Raw genomic sequence first — 19,385 nt, forward strand, 5'->3', positions numbered from 1 at the left:
GCTGGCTTAACCGCCCGTCTGCTGCCAGCCGCCGCCAAGGGCAAGGAAGACCGAGATCTGGTCGTCCACGAGAGAGGCCTCCGCCGCTGCGTGGTTGACGCGTGCCGTCGCGAGGTTTGCCTCCGCGCTCAAGACGTCGAGAAAATCGCTCCGGCCGAAGCGGAACAGCTTGTTGGCCTGTGCAGCCGACAAGGCCGCCGCATCTGCCGCCCGGCCGAGCGCTGCCACCCGCTCCCGGTTCCGGGCGTAGGTCTCCATCGCCGTCTCCGCCTGGCGCAGCGCTTCGAGCACCGTGCCGTCGAAGCTGGCCAGATCGGCGCGCACCTGTGCGTCGGCCTGCGCGATCCTGGCGTGGACCGCAGGCCGGTTGGGAAATGACCAGCTCAGCAGCGGGCCAAGGCTGAAGCCGAAGCTGTCACCGCTGAAGAAGTCTTCCGCCCTTCCGGAAAGGCCCAACGACCCGCCGATGCTCACTGACGGATAGAGGTCAGCCGTGGCCACGCCGATGCGCGCTGTGTCGGCGGCGATGACCCGTTCCGCCTGTCGAATGTCGGGACGGCGGCGCAGAAGCGCGGCGCCGTCCTCTACCGGAACGCCGGTGGCAAGGCGCGGCAGCGTGGAGCAATCGGCCGCGTTTGCGGGGAATTCCGCCGGGGGCCGTCCCAGCAGAGTGGCCAGAAGATAGAGCGCGTTCTGGCGTTGAGCGGTAAACGCCGGCAAAGCCGCCGCGCTGCTCTCCACGGCCGCCGACGCGCGGCTGACGTCGAAGGCGGTCCCCCGCCCGCCCTTCTGCAACCGCTGCGTTGCGGAGAGGGTCTGGCGCTGCAGTTGCACCACCCGCTGCGTGACGCCGAGCTGATAGTTTGCCGCGCAGACCTGCGCGTAGGCGCGCGTGGTCGCCGCTGCCACACTGACGCGAACGGCATCGCGCGCCGCTTCCACAGCTTCGCGATCCGCCGCGCTCGCCTCGATCGCGCGGCGCAGCTTGCCCCTGAGGTCCAGCGGATAGCTGAGCGCCAATCCGAGGTTGTCGGTAATCACCCCGGGCAGCGGACGCCCGGTAGCCGACTGGCGCGACAGGTCGATGCCCCCGGTAAGGCCGGTCTGCAACGTGCGGGAGGCGGCTGCTTCGCGCAGGATAGCTTCGGCGCGCTCGAGGTTTGCCTCCGCCACGCGAAGATCGGTATTGGCCGCAAGGGCCTGTTCGACCAGACCGTCGAGCCGGGGATCCTCATACAGCCGCCACCACCGCTCGGGAAGCGGCTCCTGAGAGAAGCCGGGGCCCTTCGCAGCGGTGAAGTTCGCCTGAGCCGAAGGTGCGTTCACAACCGCATCCTCAGGAAGATGGTAATCCGGGCCGGCGGTGGCACAGGCGGAAAGCGCGAGCGGGAGCACCGCCGACGATAGCCAACGCCGCGCGCTCACTTCGCCACTCCGTTAGCCGGAGCCTTCCTGCCCGCCGTCGGTTCGTCGATCGTGACCGTCGCCGTGCGTCCGAGGATCAGGCGGACGTCCTTCGGCACGTGCGTCAGCTTCACGCGCACCGGAATACGCTGCGCCAGACGCACCCAGGAGAACGTCGCCTCGACGTTCGGCAGCAGGTTGCCCGCATCGCTGCGAGTCTCGTCGTTGATGCCGGCCGCGATGCTTTCCACCCGGCCCTTCAGCACCTGCCCCTCTCCCATCAGCTTCACCGTAACGGGGGCACCGACGTGGATGAGCGGGAGCTTGGTTTCCTCGAAATAGCCTTCCACCCGGATCGAGTCGTCGTCGACGAGCGCCATGGCCTGCGTGCCGGCCGCGACGTAATCGCCTGGATGGAGGTCGAGGTTCGTCACCGTGCCGTTGACCGAGGCGCGGACTTGCGTGCGCGCCAGGTTCAGCTTCGCCGCATTCAGCGCCGATTCCGCCTCCGCCAGCGCCGCGCGGGCCGTGGCAACGCGAGCGGTGTTCTGCTCCCGCGTCTCGGTCGCCACGAGGTCGCCGAGGGCGAGGTCGCGGGCGGATTCGCGGCCGGCCTGCCCAAGCGTCGCCTTCGCGCTGGCGACCGATGCCTGCGCCTGCTCCACAGCGAGTGAGTAGCGCGGGCGATCGATCACGAAGAGCAGGTCACCCGCCTTGACGGTCTGATTGTCACGAACCTGCACCGAGGTGACGAGGCCGCCGATATCGGGCGTGACCCGTACGACGTCAGCCCGAACCCGGCCGTCGCGCGTCCAAGGGCTGCGCTCGTAATGAGCCCACATCCAGTAGGCGATCAACGCCGCGACGATGACGATGATGATAGTGGCGGCGCTGCGGCCGATCGCGGGAAGCAGGTTTTTCATGGGTGGAAACCAGAGTGGATGGCAAGAAAGGAAAGCAGGCCGAACACCATGACATAGAGGCACAGGTCGACCAGCGCGCGGTAGCCAACGATACGGTAGAAGCCGACGAAGTCCGCCACCCGCATGAGTGCAAGGGTCAGGGCCGACGCGGCGACCGCGATCAGGAGGATGGTGGGCATATAGACGCCGAAGATGGCGATCTCGCCGTTCATGATTGACCTTTCAGCGCATCGGCTTCGGGGAAGAGGTTGCGCCGCAGAGACACGAGCGCGAGCACGGCCTTGCGGCGCACGTCATGGTTTTCATCGCGGGTGAACAGGCCCAGCGCCCTGTCGATGTCGCGCAGCAGGGACACGTCGGCCGGGTTCCGGTGGTCAGGGTTCATGCGCCGGTAGTAGTCGCTGACATCGGCCAGTACGCTCGTGAGCGGCGCACTCCGGGCGGCGGGAAGCCCGAGCCGCAGCTCGCGCAGCTCAGCGATGGCAACCCCCGTGCGCAGATCACGCAGGACGTCGTAGAGCGGCTCGCCCGGGTGCCTACCCGTGAGCGCAACACGCGGGCCGAGCACTGCGATGCGGTCCAGCATCCGGTTAACCCAGCCCCGCACGTCCGGTGGCCCCGCCAGATTGGCCCGATCCGCGATGTCCTGCCAGCCTGCACGGAGCGTCCGCCGGATCGCGCTCTGCAGGCCGGCCGTATGGAGCAGGCGGGCCATGACAATGGCGAAAAGCGTGCCCAGCAACTGCGCGATCGCCTGGTTCAGGAAGGTGGCGAAATCATCGGAGTACGACTGCGCGATAATGAACGGGCTTCCCATCCCGAGCAGCGCCGGCAAGGCGACACCGGCATAGCGCGGCGAATGCATCAGCGCCCCCAGCACCAGCAGCGGAGGCGCCAGGGTTAGCGCCAGCATCGGGAACCCGTCGATCGCGGGAAGTATCGCAAAGGCATAGATCAGGCCAAGGACCGTCGCGATCACGGTGCCGTTGAAGAAGAGCCGCAGCGGCAGCAGCGGGTTGTCCGAAGCGGAGAACAGCGCCAGGAACACGCCCGCGAGCATGACCGCCGCCGCCCCGTCGTGCCAGCCGCTGCCAATCCACAGGGCGCACCCTACCACGATGGTGAGCGCCGCCCCCGCCGCACCCCGCAAGGCGCCACGATAGTCCCGGTGAAGCTCCCGGTTTCGGCGTCCCTCAAGGAGCACCGGGATGCGGGTCGACACCGGCTTGCGGCTCATCGTGCCCATTTGCGCGGCAAGGTCGCGGCAGTTGAGATGCGCTTCGATCAGATCTGCCAGCCGCGAGCCCAGACTGAGCTGCAGCATCGCGCCCCAGCCCGACTGCGGCCCGACATCCGGTTCGATCGCAGCGCAGCGCTGCTTCAGTGTAACCGCCGTCCGCTCCCGCTGCTCCCGGTCGCCCTCGATCGTGGCAAGCCACGCCCGCGTATCGGCCAGCAGCGCCTCCGCTTCGGGCGTCAGCGCGTTTTCTTCCCGCAACGCCTTGATGCGGTCGGCCACGGCTGCGCCCAGCGGCATGAGTTGCGAAAGCTGATCCTGGAGCGCCCGCACCGTCCGCACGCGCGGCGCCATACGACTGGTTTCGAACGGCAGGTGGATGGAAAGCTGGTGCAGCTCCGTCACGTCCTGCGCGAGACGCCGCTTTTCGGTCTCCACCGAGGGGTCAGGGTCCAGTTCCAGCGAATCGCGCGACCACCGCTCCGCGTCGCGCAGCATCATGGCCACCCGGCCGAGCAGGAAAGTGGACACGGACCCCGGCAACACCACGCCGTGGATAAGGCTGCCACACAGGATGCCGATCAGGATCTCCTGGACGCGCAGGGCGGCATCGTGGAAGATGAGGTCGGGCGTGTTCACCGCCGGCAGGGAAATGAGGCACGCGGTGTACCCCGCGAGAACGAAGGCATACCCCCTCGGCGTGCGGTCCAGCAGCGAAACGAACACGCAGAGCGCCAGCCAGGCGGCGATTGCGAGCGTCAGAAGTTCCGGGCTGTGCGCCAGGGGTGGCACCATGATCACGGATGCCGCCGCTCCGATGAAGGTCCCCACGATGCGGAACAGGGCCTTCGAGACCACCGCTCCCGCAAGCGGCGCCGCCACGATGTAGGCCGTCAGGAAGGCCCAGTACGGCCGCTCCAGACCGATGGAGAACGAGATGTACGCCGCCAGCATCGCGGCCACAAAGGCCTTGAGGGAGAACACGGCGGCGGGCACGCCCCACCGTGCCAGGGCCTCCCTGTTCATGTCCGCGCCCGCATGTCGGCCACGCGCGCGCCGATCGTGCCGATGACGCGCACGGTCGTTTCGAGATCGGCGTCAGGTATTCCGTCCAGAAGTTCAGCCCGCAGGGCCACCAGCCGCGCGTCGGCCTTGCGAGCGATCCTGGTGCCTTCCTGCGTCAGATGCAGCCGGTTCGCGCGCCGGTCCTGCTCATCCGCCAGCCGCTCCACCAAACCCGTCGCCTCAAGCTGCCGGATTGTAGTCGTCAGCGACGCCTCTGTGATGCCGATAGCCCGGGCAAGATCCGCCTGCCGCGTCCCTGCTCCCAGCCGCTTGAGGCGGACGAGCGCCCAACCCGCCGAGTTGGAGATCGCGAGCGAGGCGAGGATGCGATCCGCCAGCTGCCGCCAGCTGCGCGCAACGGGCGCGAGCTGCGTGGCGAGGTCGTTGGCGAGCTTCGATCGTTCAGACATGGTTCCGGAAAGCGCTTGGAGGAGGAGCGGTGCTTAGGCTCCTAACTATTACCAGGCAGTGAGAGTTGCCATTGCTTTTAACAATGCAGCAATGGACCTATTTGCAACGCGGCTGTCCTCCGCGGCGCTAGGGCTCGATCTCGATGGGCGTGCCATCCGGCACCAGTGACCAGAGCGTTTCGATTTCAGCATTCGTGATCGCGATGCAGCCATCGGTCCAGTCACCCGGCACCCGCCCTGCCGGCCACGCGTTCGGCTGCCCGTGGATCATGATCATGCCGCCCGGCGACCGCCCTCTTGCCCGGGCGTACGAACGGTCGGCCTCGCCGGGATAGGATATGTGAAGGGACAGGTGAAAGGCGCTTTTCGGATTGCGCCAGTCGATCGTATAGCGGCCTTCGGGCGTCCGACCGTCCCCTTCGAACCGCTTGTGACCTGTGGGCACGCGACCGAACTGAAGGTCTTGCAACACCCGGACCACTTGCCCGCCGGAGTGAAGCTCCATGATCCGCGCGGCCTTGCGCACACGGATGAGGTCGATCTGCGGGAGCGCCGAGGATTCCTGCGCTCCCGTCGCGGCGCCGCCGATTGCCAGCGCCAGGAAAAGCGGGGCGAACCGAAGCAGGCCCCGCATCTTCCGATCAGTCCGCGAAAGGATCGCGCACGAGGATGGTGTCCTCGCGCTCAGGGCTGGTGGATACCAGCGCCACCGGCGTCTCGATCAGTTCCTGCACGCGCTGGATGTACTTGATCGCCTGCGCCGGGAGATCGGCCCAGGATCGTGCGCCCGCGGTCGTGCCCTGCCAGCCGTCCATTTCCTCGTAGATCGGCTCGACCGCCGCCTGGTCGGCGGCGTGGCTCGGGTAGTAGTCCAGCACCTTGCCGCGCAGACGGTAGCCGGTGCAGATGTTCACCTTCTCGAATCCGTCGAGGACATCGAGCTTGGTCAGAGCGATGCCCGTGACGCCCGAGATGGCGCAGGACTGACGGGTGAGCACCGCGTCAAACCAGCCGCAACGGCGCTTGCGACCCGTGACGGTGCCGAATTCGTGGCCTCGCTCGCCAAGGCGCTGCCCGGTTTCGTCATCGAGTTCGGTCGGGAACGGGCCGGAGCCGACGCGCGTGGTGTAGGCTTTCACGATGCCGAGGACGAAGCCCGTGGCCGAAGGGCCAAGACCCGAACCGCTGGCAGCGGTGCCGGATACGGTGTTCGAGCTCGTGACGAACGGGTACGTGCCGTGATCGACGTCCAGCAGCACGCCCTGCGCACCTTCGAACAGAATGCGGGCGCCGGCCTTCTTCACCTTGTTCAGGCGTTTCCACACCGGTTGCGCGAATTGAAGAACGAAGGGTGCGATCTCGCGCAGCTCGTTAAGCAGCGCCTCACGGTCGATAGGCGGCTGGCCGAAGCCGGCGCGCAGCGCATCGTGATGGGCGCAAAGGCGATCGAGCTGCGGTTCCAGCGCATCGAGATGCGCAAGGTCACAGACACGGATGGCGCGGCGGCCGACCTTGTCCTCGTAGGCGGGGCCGATGCCGCGCCCGGTCGTGCCGATCTTCCCTGCGCCGGCGGCAGCCTCGCGCAGACCGTCGAGTTCCCGATGGACCGGCAGGATCAGCGGGCAGTTGTCCGCGATCGCGAAGTTCTCGTCGTTGATCTCCACACCCTGTCCGCGCAGCTTCTCGACCTCGGACTTGAGGTGCCAGGGGTCAAGCACGACGCCGTTGCCGATGATCGAAAGCGTGCCGGTGACGATACCCGAGGGAAGCAGGGAGAGCTTGTAGACCTGCTCGCCCACCACCAGCGTGTGGCCTGCGTTGTGCCCGCCCTGGAAGCGAACGACGGCGTCCGCGCGGCTGGCGAGCCAGTCCACGATCTTGCCTTTGCCTTCATCGCCCCACTGGGCGCCGATCACGGTAACGTTAGCCATGGGTATACTCCTCCACCCTGCCAAGGTGGATCCAATAACGCCCTTCGACAGGACTCGGCGAAATGGATGGACAGTGGGGCGGGAGCGCCCCGGCTTTTCGGTGCGCGCCCTAGGGTGAAGGCAGCGGGGTAGTCAAGAGGGCGGCCCGCTGCCGCCGTAAGCCACTCAGACGAGAGCGACGGCTTCCCCGTTCTCGAGCCGGTGCGAACACCCCAGCGCAATGGGATCGTCCTGGTCGGAAAGCGCTGCCACGGTGCTCCAGCCGATCGCCCTCTGCCGCGCGGCGACGTCACGGTCATGACCGAGCGGGAGGAACAGGCGGCGTTCCTCTCCGGCAGTGGCGGTGAGCGTTTCGATGAGTGGGTCGGGGTAAAGCGAGAAGCCGGTCGCCGGTTCAGGGTCGCGTCCGGCCTGCCCGAGGATCGCGTAGGTGCCGCCGCGACCGAGGCTGCCGGGAACACCGTCGGCGTAAATGGTGAAGCCGAACCAGGACTGGTACTCGAAGCCATGGCGTTCGGAGGGATCGAGCGTCAGGCGCGCCTTCGCGCCGACGCGCTGCGCGATCGCGCGCAGCGCCGCGATCCGGCTGGCGAGAACACCGCCACCCTGAGAGGGATGCACGTCGAAGGCGGCAAGCTGCGCAATCGCGGCCTCGAACGGTCCGATGGCGTAGAGAAGCGGAAGATAGCCCTCGCCACCGGCGTCGACGAGACCGCCTGCATCCTTGGCGTCGAGCATCTGACGCACGGCTTCGATGCTGCGCGCCGGCAGCGGCAGGGGACCGGCGCTGAGGGTGTCGACAAGGTCGGGAAGCGTGAAGTCGACCGAGACTCCGGTCGCGCCCGCGCCGCGCAATGTCTCGATCGCCAGTTCCACGATCTCCGCAGCCGCTTCAGTGGAGTCGGCGCCGATCAGTTCCGCGCCGAGCTGCAGGCGTTCCCGCGCCGGATCAAGACCGTCGCCCTTGATGGTGACCACCTGCCCGGAATAGCTCAGCCGCAGCGGCCGCGGCGCGTGGGCAAGACCCGTTGCGGCAATACGCGCCACCTGGGCCGTCATGTCCGATCGCAGCGCCAGCATTCGCGCCGACACAGGGTCGACGAAGCGGAACATGCGGCGCACCTGCACACCCGCCATACGACTGGCCAGAGCTTTCTCGAACTCGAGAACGGGCGTTTCCACGCGCGCGTAGCCATGGCTGGCAAGGACGTCGTGCGCGGCGCGGCGCACCGACTGGGAAGCCCAGGCCTGCTGCGGCAGGCGGTCGCCCAATCCTTCGGGCAGAAGATCGCGATCGTTTTCGTGCATGATGGCCGCGCCTTAGCGATGCGCCGCGCACTTGTCGAATGGCGAAGCGCCGACAATGCGGCTCGTACCAGCCGGGCCTGCGGAACCGCGCGCCGCGCAGGGTTGTTGCCCTCCTGTACTCTCACGAAGGACTTTGATCATGCCTCACGAGCCGGACGACAGGGACGAAAACAAGCAGGACCAAGAGCAGGAGGCCCTGGAGGAAGCCCAGGAAGACGCTGCGGAACAGCGGGAAGAGGAAGGCGGCTACCAGTAGACTTTGCCGATTGTACGAAAAAGGGGCCGGCGCATGCGCACCGACCCCTCTTCCGTTGGGAGCGTGTTTCGAGCGCTTAGAACGCCAGCGCCTTCACCGTCTTCACGCCGGGCAGCTTGCCGGCCTGATCCAGCACTTCCCCGGCGACGGGGCTATCGACCGAAAGCAGCAGCACCGCTTCGCCACCCGCTTCGCGGCGGCCGAGGTTGAAGGTGCCGATGTTGATCGCGTTCTCACCCAGGAGCGTGCCGATGCGCCCGATGAAGCCCGGCGCGTCCTCGTTCACGATGTACATCATGTTGCCAGCGAGCTCCGCCTCCACCTTGATGCCGAACATCTCGACAAGTCGCGGTTCGACGTTGTTGAACAGCGTGCCGGCGACCGAACGCTCACCTGCCTCCGTCTTCACCGAGACGCGGATGAGGGTGTGGTAGTCGCCTTCCCGCTCTGTCTTCACTTCGCGCACTTCAAGGCCGCGCTCCTTGGCAAGGAACGGCGCGTTGACCATGTTCACCGTGGCCGACTGCACCCGCAGGAACCCGGCAAGAACCGCTGCCACGATCGGCTTCTGGTTCAACTCGGCAGCCGCGCCTTCGCAATGGATCGAGATCCGCGGAATCGAATCACGGGTCAGCTGGCCGACCATGGAGCCCAGCAGTTCCGCAAGCTTCATGTACGGCTTGAGCTTGGGCGCTTCCTCGGCGCTCAGCGACGGCATGTTCAGCGCGTTCGTGACGCCGCCGTTGACGAGGAAATCGGCCATCTGCTCGGCGACCTGCAGCGCCACGTTGACCTGTGCCTCGGTGGTCGAAGCGCCAAGGTGCGGCGTGCAGATGAAGTTGGGCGTACCGAACAGGGGCGATTCCTTCGCCGGCTCGGTCTGGAACACGTCGAGGGCGGCGCCGGCGATGTGGCCCGAATCGAGCCCGGCCTTCAGCGCGGCTTCGTCCACCAGTCCGCCGCGGGCGCAGTTGATGATCCGCACGCCCTTCTTGGTCTTGGCGAGGTTTTCAGCCGAGAGGATATTGCGGGTCTGGTCGGTCAGCGGCGTGTGGAGCGTGATGAAGTCGGCACGGGCAAGCAACGTGTCGAGGTCCGCCTTCTCGACGCCCATTTCCACGGCACGCTCAGGCGTCAGGAACGGGTCGAAGGCGACGACCTTCATGCGCAGGCCGAGTGCACGGCTCGCGACGATCGAGCCGATGTTGCCCGCGCCGATGAGGCCGAGCGTCTTGCCCGTGACTTCCACGCCCATGAAGCCGTTTTTGGGCCACAGGCCGGCCTGGGTCTGCGCGTTGGCTTCGGGCAGCTGGCGGGCAAGGGCGAACATGAGCGCGATCGCATGTTCGGCAGTCGTGATCGAGTTGCCGAACGGCGTGTTCATGACGACGACGCCCTTGGCCGAAGCGGCGGGGATATCGACATTGTCGACGCCGATACCGGCGCGGCCGATGACCTTGAGGTTGGTCGCGGCATCAAGAATGGCCTGCGTGACCTTGGTGGAGGAGCGGATCGCAAGGCCATCATATTCGCCGATGCGGGCGATCAGTTGCTCCGGCGTTTCGCCCGTGATGACGTCGACGTCGCAGCCGCGCTCTTCGAAGATGCGGGCAGCGTTAGGGTCCATCTTGTCGGAAATGAGGACTTTAGGCTTGGTCATGGAAGTGTTCCTTCTCGTCATCCCGGTCGATGCCGGGATCGCTGGCCGCATGCGCGGCACCTTCGGGGAAGCGGTCCCGGCTCACGCCGGGACAACGTTGAAAATCAGGCCTCGGCCTTGAGAGTGGCGTAGGCCCAGTCCAGCCAGGGACCGAGAGCCTCGATATCCGCCGTGTCGACGGTGGCGCCGCACCAGATGCGCAGGCCGGCAGGAGCGTCGCGGTATCCGGCGACGTCGTAGGCAGCGTCCTGCTTCTCGAGGAGAGCGGCAAACTTCTTGATGAAGTCGGTGTCTGCACCCTCGACGGTGAGGCACACCGAGGTGGTCGAACGGCTCGCAGGGTCAACGGCGAGGTGACCAAGCCAGTCACGCTCCTCGACGATCTTCGAAAGCGCTGCCGCGTTGGCATCGGAACGCGCCTTCAGGCCTTCCAGACCACCGATCGACTTTGCCCATTCGAGAGCAAAGATTGCGTCTTCGACGGCCAGCATCGACGGCGTGTTGATGGTTTCGCCCTTGAAGACGCCCTCCGCCAGCTTGCCCTTGGAGACGAGGCGGAACACCTTCGGGAGCGGCCATGCCGGAGTGTAGGTTTCCAGCCGCTCGACCGCGCGGGGGCCGAGGATCAGGACGCCATGGCCGCCTTCGCCGCCGAGCACCTTCTGCCAGGAGAAGGTGGCGACGTCGATCTTCGACCAGTCGATGTCGCAGGCAAACACGGCCGACGTCGAGTCCGCGAAAGTCAGACCTTCGCGATCGTCGGGAATGAAGTCGGCATTGGGCACGCGCACGCCCGAGGTCGTGCCGTTCCAGGTGAAGAGCACGTCGGTGCTCCAGTCAATCTGCGAGAGGTCCGGCAGCTGGCCATAGTCGGCACGGATCACGACAGGATCCAGCTTGAGCTGCTTGGCCGCGTCCGTCACCCAGCCCTCACCGAAGCTTTCCCATGCCAGCGTGGTTACGCCGCGCGCGCCGAGCATCGTCCACATCGCCATTTCGAAGGCGCCCGTGTCCGATCCGGGAACGATACCGATGCGGTGCGTATCAGGCAGCTGCAGCACTTCACGCATCAGGTCGATGCAGTAGGCGAGACGCGTCTTGCCGATCTTGGCGCGATGCGAGCGACCGAGCGATTCGACGTTGAGCTTTGCGGGGGAATATCCCGGCGGCTTCGCGCAGGGACCGGAAGAGAAATGCGGACGCGCAGGCTTGCGCGCCGGAACCGTAATGTCAGTCATGTCTGACTCTCCTTGCAGAGAGCTCGCGCGGCGTTGGGACCGCGTGGCCCGGAGCCGGTCCTAAAGTGGCGCACCGATATGTCAATCGCCTTGCAACCGAATCGCCTGTGCAAAATCGCCGCTGGCGTCTGGCCGGTAGCGCCCGCGCATGGGTAAGGTTCGGTTCAGCCAAGCCATCCAGAAGTTGCCCGATGCGAAAACTTGTGCTCGCCCTGCCTCTCATCGCCCTGGTCGGCGGCTGTATCGAGAGCCCGGCCCCGTCCCGACGCCAACCCGCCCGACCGGCGGCCAAAACCCCGCCGCAAAGCCGGCCCGGGCCTGATCTGCGCCAGTGCCTGTCCAACCTCAAGACACAGCAGGCCGTGTTCACGCCGGTGGAGGATCGCTGGTATGGCAATTCCTGCGCGACGGTGGGCACAGTGAAGCTGGCGGCGTTGAACACCGACAACGCCACCGTGTCTCTTGCCAACCTTGGCCCGGTGACCTGCAGTGCGGCACGGCCCTTTGCCGCCTGGGCGCGCTATGGAGTGGACCGGGCCGCGCACCAGATCCTCGGCACACGTCTGGTCAAGATCGAGACGTTCGGCAGCTATTCGTGCCGGAATGTCGCAGGCACCTCCCGCCGGTCAGGCCACGCCCTTGCGAACGCCATCGACGTCTCTGGGTTCGTGCTGGGTGATGGCCGCCGACTGACCGTGCGCCAGCATTGGAACAACGGCACAGCCGAGGAGCGACGCTTCCTGCGCGTGGTTCACGGCAGCGCCTGCAAGCGCTTCGGAACCACTCTTGGGCCCGGCTACAACGAAGCCCACGCCGACCACTTCCACCTCGAAGCGGACGGCGCCAGGTTCTGCCGCTGAAGGCCTAGATCTCGAGCTGACTTCCCAGTTCGACCACGCGGTTGGTCGGCAGGCGGAAGAACTCCATCGCGCTGGCCGCGTTGCGCATCATCCACGCGAAGAGCTTCTCCCGCCAGATCGCCATGCCGGGCCGTTCGGACGCGACGAGGGTCTGGCGTGAGAGGAAGAAGCTCGTCTTCATCATCTCGAAGGGCGCCCCGCACATCGGCGCATGAGCAAGCGCGGCGGGAATGTCCGTTTCTTCCATGAAGCCGTAGCGCAGGGTCATGCGGTAGAAACCCTGCCCCAGATCGACAACGGTAAAGCGCTCGTCCCGCTCGACGTAGGGCGCGTCCTGGACCTCCACGGTCAGGACGACCACGCGCTCATGCAGGACTTTGTTGTGCTTGATGTTGTGCAGCAGCGCCGAGGGCACACCCATGTTGGTGGAGGCCATGAAGATAGCCGTACCCGGAACACGCGCGGCGCTGCCGTGCGCGCTCTTGGCGAAGACGTTGAGCGGCAGCGCGGCCTCGGTCATGCGCTGACGCATGAGATGGCGGCCTTTGTTCCAGGTCGTCAGCAGCGTGAAGGCGACACCGCCGATGAGCAGCGGGAACCAGCCGCCGTCCGGCACCTTGGCCGCGTTGGCGGCAAAATACGCGCCGTCCACCACGAAGAACAGGACAAGGACGGGAATGGCAAGCCACAGCTTCCAGCGCCACAGGACGATTACGAGAACGCCCATGAGGCAGGTGTCGATCAGCATCGCCCCGGTCACCGCGATGCCGTAGGCCGACGCAAGGTTGGAGGAATTCTCGAACACCAGCACCAGCACGATGACGCCGGTCATCAGCGCCCAGTTGATGAACGGGATGTAGATCTGCCCGGCCTCGTGTTCACTCGTATGGCGGGTCGAAAGACGCGGGATGAAACCCAGTTGCATCGCCTGGTGCGTGATCGAGAAGGCCCCGGAGATCACCGCCTGGCTGGCGATGAAGGTCGCGGCGGTAGCGAGGATGACCAGCGGAAGGCGCAGCGATTCGGGCGCGAGATTGAAGAACGGGTTCTCCATCGCCACGGCTGCCTGCGCATCGTCGAGGCCAAGGATCATGGCCGCCTGCCCGAAGTAGTTGATGAGCAGGCAGGGCATGACGAAGCCGAACCACGAAAGCCGCATCGGCCCTCGCCCGAAGTGCGACATGTCCGAATAGAGCGCCTCGGCCCCGGTCACGGCGAGCACGACCGAGCCGAGCGCCAGGAAGCCCAGCATCTTGTCCGTGAGGAAGAACTGGATCGCATACCATGGATTCAGAGCCACCAGCACCTCGGGCATTTGCACGAGATGGTAGATCCCGAGCACGGCGAGCGTGGTGAAGTAGACCACCATGACCGGCGCGAAGAACGCACCGATTTTGGCGGTGCCGCTCTTCTGGACGACGAACAGCGCGACCAACAGGACCAGTGCGATGGGAAGGACGAACGGCGCCAGGTCAGCCTGGACGACCGTCAGGCCCTCGACCGCGGAGAGCACCGAGACCGCCGGCGTGATCATGGAGTCGCCGTAAAACAGCGAGGTTGCGAACACCCCCAGCAGAACCACCAGCGAGCCGTATCCCGACTTGCGGATAGCGCCTGAAATCAGAGCGACGAGCGCAAGGCTTCCGCCCTGCCCCTTGTTGTCCGCGCGCATCAGGATGGTCACGTACTGAATCGAGACGACGAGCGTCATCGACCAGAAAATCAGGCTGACGACACCCAGCACATGCAACTCGTCGATGGCCAGCGGGTGCGGGCCAACGAAAGTTTCACGAAAGGCGTAGAGCGGGCTGGTTCCGATGTCGCCGAAGACCACACCCACGGCCCCAAGTGCCAGCTTGGTAATATTGCCCGAGCCGTGGCCATCCTTTGGGCGATAATGGGCATGAGACTCGTCGACCGTCGTAGGTACGTAAGACGTGTCCGCTGAAGAATCACTCATTCACGCGTCCTGTAATGGACTGGCAGACACGCTCAGGCGGCTGCGGCAGACCTGCGCCGTTAGCAGCATGATGGGGGGCAGGCAACGATAGTTGCGTCGCGACGCCTATCGGCCATCCAGTGTTCAGGAAGCGGGTGGCGGCGGCTGAACGGCTGCCGATTCGCCACTTTGCCCGGCAAGCGCTTCGTCGAGCCTCATCAACTGCCGGGCAAGAGGGAGCCGCCACGGAGCATCTTCCGGTGCGCTCTTCACCAGGTCGAGCCACAGCTCGCGCGCTTCGACGAGGCGCCCTTCCTGCGCGTAGGCGAGCCCGAGGAAGAAGCGAGGTCCGGGCGCGTCCGGCTCCGCCTCGATCGCGCGGCCATACGCCAGGAGAGCCGGAGGCGTCAGCCTGTTGTCGGCGTGCGCGACCAGGGCGTTGGCCAGCGCCAGCCAAGCGTCGGCATTGTGCGGATCATCATTGATCGCGCCGCGCAGGACTTCGGCGGCGTCGGCGTAGCGGCCATTGCGGGCGAGTGCGTCCGCGATCACGACCCAGCGGTTGTTGGTAGGGATCCCGCTGTTGGTCACCTTCGCCCGTCCCTCCACGAGCGCCGCCGGATCGGAAGCAACCGGCGCGGCCGCCTGCCGGGGCGCGCCCGACAGGGTCGGAGACCCCTGCGTCACGTAGCCCGCGACTCCCAGCAACACCGCCGCCGCGACAGCCTCGCGCGGGCCCGGCCCGATCTTGAAGGCGAAAAGCAGCACCATCAGCACCGCCAAGGCCAAAGCGATCACGAGTACCCAGGTCACTGTACCTCTCCCCGGCTCGAAAAGCGGCGTCGCAGTAGCAGGAAGGCGATCAGCATGAGGATGGCCGGCACCGCGAACAGCGGCCAGGTCAGGCCGGTGAGCTGCGGGGAATAGCTGACGTAGTCGCCATACCGTTCGATCAGCCAGGTACGGATCTGCTCCGGCGTCTCACCGGCTGCTATCCTTTCCCGCACGAGCGAGCGCATAGACCCCGCGATCGGCGCGTCCGAATCGGCGATGGATTGCCCCTGGCACTGCAGGCAGCGCAGCGTTTCCATGAGATCCTGCGCGCTTGCTTCCTTGGCGGGATCGTCCAACTGGCGATAGGCGTAAGGCGCGGTGGACTGCTCCTCCTGCGCGCGCGCGGGGGCCCCAGGCAGCGGGAACGCGAGCAGCAGCGCCGCCGTAAGGGCCAGCCGCCTCATTCCTGCGCCTCCTGCAGCTTCTCGATCAGCAGGGCCACGTGTTCCGGCCGGATCTCGCCGATGTGCTGGTAGACGATCATCCCCTTGCCATCGACGACGTAGGTCTCCGGAACGCCGGACGATCCGAGAGCCAGCTGAACCTTCCCGTCGTCGTCCGCCCCGATCCGCTGGAAGGGGTCCCCATTCTGCTCAAGAAAGGTATCGAGGTTCTCAGGCGTATCGCGCACCGAAATCCCCTCAATCGGGACACCGGCCTTGGCCAGCGCTGCAAGCTGCGGCGCCTCCACCCGGCAGGGGATGCACCAGCTTGCGAAGATGTTGACGAGGTGCGGCTTGCCGTTGGCCAGAACCCTGCTGTCGAGCCCCGGACGCCCGGGAAGCGCGGGCGGCAGGTTGAAGTGGGGCATGGGCTTGCCGACCAGCGCGCTCGTCACCACCCGATCGGCCGGGCGGTAGAGCCCGATCATGACCAGCGCGACAAAGCCGAGGAACAGGGCCAGCGGCAGCCAGATCGCCCAGCGGGGCGCGGTGCGTTGCGTGCTCATCGGCCCTGCCTCTCCCTGCGATACGCGATCTTGTCCTTCGCGACGATCCGCCGCAGGTCCGCCGCCACGCGGCCGATGAGCGCCAGAAGGCCGCCAAGTGCAATCAACAAGCCACCGATCCAGATCAGCGGCGCAAACGGCTTCCACCAGAGGCGCAGCTGCCAGCGGCTATCGGCCCGGCCGAGCCCCGCAGTTCCCGCGCCCGGCGCCTCACCCCCCAGGACGGCATAGAGCTGGCCGTTCCAGCGGGTCAGCAAGGCCGACTCGCTCGTCTGCTGCGGCGGCGCCCAGAAACTGCGTGACTGCGGCTGCAGGCGCATGACCTTCCCGTCATCACCATACCGCACGAGCAGGCGCGCTTCGAGCGCTGTCCAATTGGGACCGGCCACCGGCTCCACCGCGTCCAGCTTTACCGCCCAAGGCCCAACCTGCGTCACATCGCCCGGTCGCGCCGCCACCAGCTTCTCCACGGAAAAGGCACTCTCGCTGCTCATCCCGAACAGCGACACCGCAACGCCAAAATGGGCGATCACCATGCCCCAGACCGCCAGCGGCGTGCGGCGAAGGTTGCGGTTCTGCAAAGGCAGGAGCGTCGCCACGGCAAGGCCGACCGAGAGCGCAAGGCCGAGGAACGGCAGGAGGGCAATTCCCCCCATCAGCAGCAGGGCCATGGCTCCGGCCAAAATGAGCATCCCCGGCAGGACCAGCCTACGCCCCACCCGGGAAAAGCTGTCGCGGCGCCAGCGCAGCAGCGGGCCGACTGCAAGAACGACCAGCATCGGGACGGTAAACAGCGCGCCCATGGGATTGAAGTACGGCGGCCCCACCGAGACCTTCGCGCCCATCGCTTCCGCAACCAGCGGGTAGAGAGTCCCGAACAGCACGATGCCCAGTATCGCCGACAGCATCACGTTGTTGAATACCAGCGCGCCCTCCCGGCTGATTGGGGCGAAACGCTCCCCTTCCGTCACGGTCGATGCGCGCAGGCCGAACAGCGTCAGGGCACCGCCGATGTAGATCGCCAGCAACACGAGAATGAAGGTCCCGCGCTGCGGATCGACGGCAAAGGCATGCACACTCGTGAGGATGCCCGAGCGTACAAGGAAAGTGCCGATCATCGACATCGAGAAGGCGACGACACCCAGCATCACGGTCCATGCGCGCAAGGCGTTGCGGGCGGCCAGCACGCCGGCCGAATGAAGCAAGGCCGTTGCGGCAAGCCACGGCATAAGCGAGGCGTTCTCCACCGGGTCCCAGAACCACCAGCCGCCCCAGCCGAGCTCGTAATAGGCCCAGTAGGAACCGGCAGTGATGCCGATCGTCAGGAAGATCCAGGCTCCCAGCACCCACGGGCGCATGGCCTTGGCGAAAGCCGGGCCGACTTCGCGCGTCACCATCGCCCCGATCGCGAAGCTGAAGGCGATCGAAAGGCCGACATAGCCGAGGTAAAGCGTCGGTGGGTGGAACGCGAGACCCAGGTCCTGCAGCAGCGGGTTCAGCCCGTTGCCCTCGGCGGGAGCCGGCGAAAGGCGCTCGAACGGGTTGGAAGCGAACAGCAGGAACGCATAGAAGCCAAGGCTGACGAAGGCCTGCCCCGCCAGCGTCGCCAGCATCGTGCGCTCCGGCAGGCGTTTTTCCACCAGCGCCATGAAGCCGCCGGCAAGGCCCATCACCGTCACCCACAACAGCATCGACCCCTCGTGGTTGCCCCAGCTGCCTGCCACCTTGAAGACCAGCGGCTTCATCGAATGGGAGTTGAGAGCGACCAGCTTGACGGAAAGGTCAGTAACCGAAAAGACGTAGACCAGGCACGTGAAGGACAGCAGCCCCAGCGCCCCCTGCATGACGGCAACCGGGCGCACCGCCGCCGCCAGTGAAGCGCCACGTGCCGTCAGCCCAAGGCTCCCCGCAACAAGTTGCAGGCCGGCCAGCGCCGCGGCCAGCCAGAGGGCGGCAAGTCCGAGTTCAGCAATCATTTCGTCTCGCGCACGACCTTCTCGGCCTGTTCCATGGTCATGTCCTGCATTTCGCGCGGGACGTAGTTCTCGTCATGCTTGGCAAGGAGGTTGTCGGCGATGAAGGTGCCGTCCGCTCTCATCCTGCCTTCCGCAACGACACCCGAGCCTTCGACGAAGAGCGAGGGAACGATGCCCTTGAATGTCACGGGCACGCGCGCCTTGCCGTCCTGCACGGCGAACATGATCGTGACGCCGTCAGCCGCAGTCCTGAGCGATCCGTTCTCGACCATCCCGCCGAGGCGGACGGCGCGGTCAGGCTCCGGCGGCGCGGCGATGATTTCGCTGGGAACGTAGAAGTAACTCGCCTGATTGCGCAGCGCCCATGCCGCCAACAGCCCCGCGGCCAGGAGCACGACGAGGGCAAGGGATAGCAGGACGAGGCGCTGGTGCTTTGCCTTCAAACCACCCGCCATCAGCGGTTCCTCACCGAATCGCGGCGCTTTTCCGCGCGGCGCATCGTCAGCATGGACCACGCCGCCACTGCCAGCGTCGCCCCCACACCGATGACGTAGGAAGCGATCACGAAGGTCCACGGGTTCATCGCTTCACGCATCAGAATGCCTCTACATCGGCGCGCGCCTTGCGCCGTAGCCGTGCTTCGGCCTGTTGATCCGCCAGGATCGCCCGCATCCGCGCCAGCACGCAGCCTGCGAAGACCAGGGTGAAGCCCAGCATGGCGAAGAGCAGCGGGTAGAGGAAATCGCCCGACATGGCCGACTTGCCGACGGTGATGCTGGGCGGTTGATGCTGGCTGTTCCACCAGATCACAGAATAATGGATAATGGGAATGTTCACCGCACCCACCAGCCCGAAGATCGCCGGAGCCTTGTTCTGTCCCCCGTCGGCCGCCTCGCTGGCCTGGGACAGCGCCATCCAGCCAAAATAGAGGAACAGCAGCACCAGCATGGAGGTCAGTCGGCCGTCCCACACCCACCAGGTGCCCCAGGCCGGTCGTCCCCACAGGGAACCGGTGACAAGACAGACCCCGGTGAAGACTGCCCCGGGCACAGCGCTGGCCCTTGCGGCGATCCCCGCCAGGGGGTGGCGCCACACCAGTTCCGCAAAGCTTGCTGCTGCTATGCTCATCCACCCGGCCATCCCCAACCAGGCGGCGGGGACGTGCAGATAGACGATGCGAACCGTTTCGCCTTGCAGCCTTTCGGCCGGGGCCACGAAAAGCCCCCAGCCAAGCGCGGCCGCAGCCACGACAAGCCCCGCCCCCATGCAAAGCGGCATGAGCCATCGGGCAATACGCAGGAAACGGGCAGGATTGGCAAAGCCGTGCATCACAGGCGCGCTTCTATAGCGCCGTTTGAAAGGAGCAAGTGACTCAGATCAAACCGCGCGCTTTTC

At 66.2% G+C, this 19,385-nt stretch carries 19 protein-coding genes; 1 reads left to right on the forward strand and 18 read right to left on the reverse strand.

Going from position 1 to position 19,385, the window contains the following annotated elements:
- Window positions 1–6: 6 nt before the first annotated feature.
- The 10 genes from QOL62_RS14155 to QOL62_RS14200 all read right to left on the reverse strand — a co-directional run bounded on the left by QOL62_RS14155 (window position 7) and on the right by QOL62_RS14200 (window position 11,432).
- Entirely contained in the window at window positions 7–1,425 is a 1,419-nt protein-coding gene (locus tag QOL62_RS14155) for an efflux transporter outer membrane subunit (protein WP_283406741.1), read from the reverse strand.
- Window positions 1,422–2,327 carry an efflux RND transporter periplasmic adaptor subunit gene (locus tag QOL62_RS14160; protein ID WP_103730130.1) on the reverse strand — a complete coding sequence of 302 codons (906 nt, stop codon included), beginning with the start codon at window positions 2,325–2,327 and terminating at the stop codon, window positions 1,422–1,424. Before QOL62_RS14160 ends, QOL62_RS14155 begins: the two co-directional genes overlap by 4 nt.
- Window positions 2,324–2,539 carry a DUF1656 domain-containing protein gene (locus QOL62_RS14165; RefSeq protein WP_283406742.1) on the reverse strand — a complete coding sequence of 72 codons (216 nt, stop codon included), beginning with the start codon at window positions 2,537–2,539 and terminating at the stop codon, window positions 2,324–2,326. The genes QOL62_RS14160 and QOL62_RS14165 overlap by 4 nt, the downstream gene beginning before the upstream one ends.
- Complete coding sequence (locus QOL62_RS14170; protein WP_283406743.1) at window positions 2,536–4,590, reverse strand: FUSC family protein; 2,055 nt, start codon at window positions 4,588–4,590, stop codon at window positions 2,536–2,538. The genes QOL62_RS14165 and QOL62_RS14170 overlap by 4 nt, the downstream gene beginning before the upstream one ends.
- Window positions 4,587–5,039, reverse strand: a complete 453-nt coding sequence (locus QOL62_RS14175) for a MarR family winged helix-turn-helix transcriptional regulator (RefSeq protein WP_103730127.1) — start codon at window positions 5,037–5,039, stop codon at window positions 4,587–4,589. Before QOL62_RS14175 ends, QOL62_RS14170 begins: the two co-directional genes overlap by 4 nt.
- 127 nt (window positions 5,040–5,166) lie before the next feature.
- Window positions 5,167–5,673 (reverse strand): L,D-transpeptidase family protein, encoded by a 507-nt coding sequence (locus QOL62_RS14180; protein WP_283406744.1) that lies wholly within the window; start codon window positions 5,671–5,673, stop codon window positions 5,167–5,169.
- Window positions 5,674–5,680: 7 nt separating this feature from the next.
- Entirely contained in the window at window positions 5,681–6,970 is a 1,290-nt protein-coding gene (locus tag QOL62_RS14185) for an adenylosuccinate synthase (protein WP_283406745.1), read from the reverse strand.
- 165 nt (window positions 6,971–7,135) lie between these two features.
- Window positions 7,136–8,278 (reverse strand): ATP phosphoribosyltransferase regulatory subunit, encoded by a 1,143-nt coding sequence (locus QOL62_RS14190; RefSeq protein ID WP_103730124.1) that lies wholly within the window; start codon window positions 8,276–8,278, stop codon window positions 7,136–7,138.
- 332 nt (window positions 8,279–8,610) lie between these two features.
- Window positions 8,611–10,194, reverse strand: a complete 1,584-nt coding sequence (gene serA / locus QOL62_RS14195; protein ID WP_283406746.1) for a phosphoglycerate dehydrogenase — start codon at window positions 10,192–10,194, stop codon at window positions 8,611–8,613.
- 104 nt (window positions 10,195–10,298) lie between these two features.
- Complete coding sequence (locus QOL62_RS14200) at window positions 10,299–11,432, reverse strand: phosphoserine transaminase (protein WP_283406747.1); 1,134 nt, start codon at window positions 11,430–11,432, stop codon at window positions 10,299–10,301.
- Between the two features lie 191 nt (window positions 11,433–11,623).
- Between QOL62_RS14200 and QOL62_RS14205 the strand changes: the two genes are divergently transcribed.
- Entirely contained in the window at window positions 11,624–12,292 is a 669-nt protein-coding gene (locus tag QOL62_RS14205) for an extensin-like domain-containing protein (protein WP_283406748.1), read from the forward strand.
- A 4-nt stretch (window positions 12,293–12,296) separates the two neighbouring features.
- Here the strand turns inward: QOL62_RS14205 and QOL62_RS14210 are convergent, their stop codons facing one another.
- The 8 genes from QOL62_RS14210 to ccmC form a co-directional block, all read right to left on the reverse strand.
- Window positions 12,297–14,252, reverse strand: coding sequence for a potassium transporter Kup (locus QOL62_RS14210; RefSeq protein WP_103730120.1), 1,956 nt, complete (start codon window positions 14,250–14,252; stop codon window positions 12,297–12,299).
- Between the two features lie 123 nt (window positions 14,253–14,375).
- The gene (locus QOL62_RS14215) at window positions 14,376–15,044 is read right to left on the reverse strand and encodes a tetratricopeptide repeat protein (protein ID WP_283406749.1); all 669 of its coding nucleotides are present in this window, start codon (window positions 15,042–15,044) and stop codon (window positions 14,376–14,378) included.
- Window positions 15,041–15,469: a cytochrome c-type biogenesis protein gene (locus QOL62_RS14220; protein ID WP_283406750.1), complete on the reverse strand. Its 429-nt coding sequence runs from the start codon at window positions 15,467–15,469 to the stop codon at window positions 15,041–15,043. The genes QOL62_RS14215 and QOL62_RS14220 overlap by 4 nt, the downstream gene beginning before the upstream one ends.
- Window positions 15,466–16,014, reverse strand: a complete 549-nt coding sequence (locus tag QOL62_RS14225) for a DsbE family thiol:disulfide interchange protein (RefSeq protein ID WP_283406751.1) — start codon at window positions 16,012–16,014, stop codon at window positions 15,466–15,468. The genes QOL62_RS14220 and QOL62_RS14225 overlap by 4 nt, the downstream gene beginning before the upstream one ends.
- Window positions 16,011–17,990, reverse strand: a complete 1,980-nt coding sequence (locus QOL62_RS14230) for a heme lyase CcmF/NrfE family subunit (RefSeq protein WP_283406752.1) — start codon at window positions 17,988–17,990, stop codon at window positions 16,011–16,013. Before QOL62_RS14230 ends, QOL62_RS14225 begins: the two co-directional genes overlap by 4 nt.
- A complete protein-coding gene (gene ccmE / locus QOL62_RS14235; RefSeq protein ID WP_283406753.1) occupies window positions 17,987–18,445 on the reverse strand; it encodes a cytochrome c maturation protein CcmE in 459 nt (152 codons plus the stop codon). Before ccmE ends, QOL62_RS14230 begins: the two co-directional genes overlap by 4 nt.
- On the reverse strand, window positions 18,445–18,585 hold the full coding sequence (locus tag QOL62_RS14240) for a hypothetical protein (RefSeq protein ID WP_283406754.1): 141 nt from the start codon (window positions 18,583–18,585) through the stop codon (window positions 18,445–18,447). The genes ccmE and QOL62_RS14240 overlap by 1 nt, the downstream gene beginning before the upstream one ends.
- Window positions 18,585–19,319, reverse strand: coding sequence for a heme ABC transporter permease CcmC (gene ccmC / locus QOL62_RS14245; RefSeq protein WP_283406755.1), 735 nt, complete (start codon window positions 19,317–19,319; stop codon window positions 18,585–18,587). Before ccmC ends, QOL62_RS14240 begins: the two co-directional genes overlap by 1 nt.
- Window positions 19,320–19,385: the final 66 nt, after the last annotated feature.

Origin of the sequence: Novosphingobium panipatense (genome assembly GCF_900182875.1) — a bacterium.
Lineage (GTDB): Bacteria > Pseudomonadota > Alphaproteobacteria > Sphingomonadales > Sphingomonadaceae > Novosphingobium > Novosphingobium panipatense.

What these genes read in the sequence shown, in the direction of transcription:
- QOL62_RS14180 (WP_283406744.1), bottom strand. Translation starts at nt 5,673, where the DNA reads ATGCGGGGCCTGCTTCGGTTCGCCCCGCTTTTCCTGGCGCTGGCAATC.
- ccmC (WP_283406755.1), bottom strand. Translation starts at nt 19,319, where the DNA reads ATGCACGGCTTTGCCAATCCTGCCCGTTTCCTGCGTATTGCCCGATGG.
- QOL62_RS14230 (WP_283406752.1), bottom strand. Translation starts at nt 17,990, where the DNA reads ATGATTGCTGAACTCGGACTTGCCGCCCTCTGGCTGGCCGCGGCGCTG.
- QOL62_RS14190 (WP_103730124.1), bottom strand. Translation starts at nt 8,278, where the DNA reads ATGCACGAAAACGATCGCGATCTTCTGCCCGAAGGATTGGGCGACCGC.
- QOL62_RS14205 (WP_283406748.1), top strand. Translation starts at nt 11,624, where the DNA reads ATGCGAAAACTTGTGCTCGCCCTGCCTCTCATCGCCCTGGTCGGCGGC.
- QOL62_RS14170 (WP_283406743.1), bottom strand. Translation starts at nt 4,590, where the DNA reads ATGAACAGGGAGGCCCTGGCACGGTGGGGCGTGCCCGCCGCCGTGTTC.
- QOL62_RS14175 (WP_103730127.1), bottom strand. Translation starts at nt 5,039, where the DNA reads ATGTCTGAACGATCGAAGCTCGCCAACGACCTCGCCACGCAGCTCGCG.
- QOL62_RS14200 (WP_283406747.1), bottom strand. Translation starts at nt 11,432, where the DNA reads ATGACTGACATTACGGTTCCGGCGCGCAAGCCTGCGCGTCCGCATTTC.
- ccmE (WP_283406753.1), bottom strand. Translation starts at nt 18,445, where the DNA reads ATGGCGGGTGGTTTGAAGGCAAAGCACCAGCGCCTCGTCCTGCTATCC.
- QOL62_RS14210 (WP_103730120.1), bottom strand. Translation starts at nt 14,252, where the DNA reads ATGAGTGATTCTTCAGCGGACACGTCTTACGTACCTACGACGGTCGAC.
- QOL62_RS14220 (WP_283406750.1), bottom strand. Translation starts at nt 15,469, where the DNA reads ATGAGGCGGCTGGCCCTTACGGCGGCGCTGCTGCTCGCGTTCCCGCTG.
- QOL62_RS14185 (WP_283406745.1), bottom strand. Translation starts at nt 6,970, where the DNA reads ATGGCTAACGTTACCGTGATCGGCGCCCAGTGGGGCGATGAAGGCAAA.
- QOL62_RS14160 (WP_103730130.1), bottom strand. Translation starts at nt 2,327, where the DNA reads ATGAAAAACCTGCTTCCCGCGATCGGCCGCAGCGCCGCCACTATCATC.
- QOL62_RS14240 (WP_283406754.1), bottom strand. Translation starts at nt 18,585, where the DNA reads ATGCGTGAAGCGATGAACCCGTGGACCTTCGTGATCGCTTCCTACGTC.
- QOL62_RS14225 (WP_283406751.1), bottom strand. Translation starts at nt 16,014, where the DNA reads ATGAGCACGCAACGCACCGCGCCCCGCTGGGCGATCTGGCTGCCGCTG.
- QOL62_RS14165 (WP_283406742.1), bottom strand. Translation starts at nt 2,539, where the DNA reads ATGAACGGCGAGATCGCCATCTTCGGCGTCTATATGCCCACCATCCTC.
- serA (WP_283406746.1), bottom strand. Translation starts at nt 10,194, where the DNA reads ATGACCAAGCCTAAAGTCCTCATTTCCGACAAGATGGACCCTAACGCT.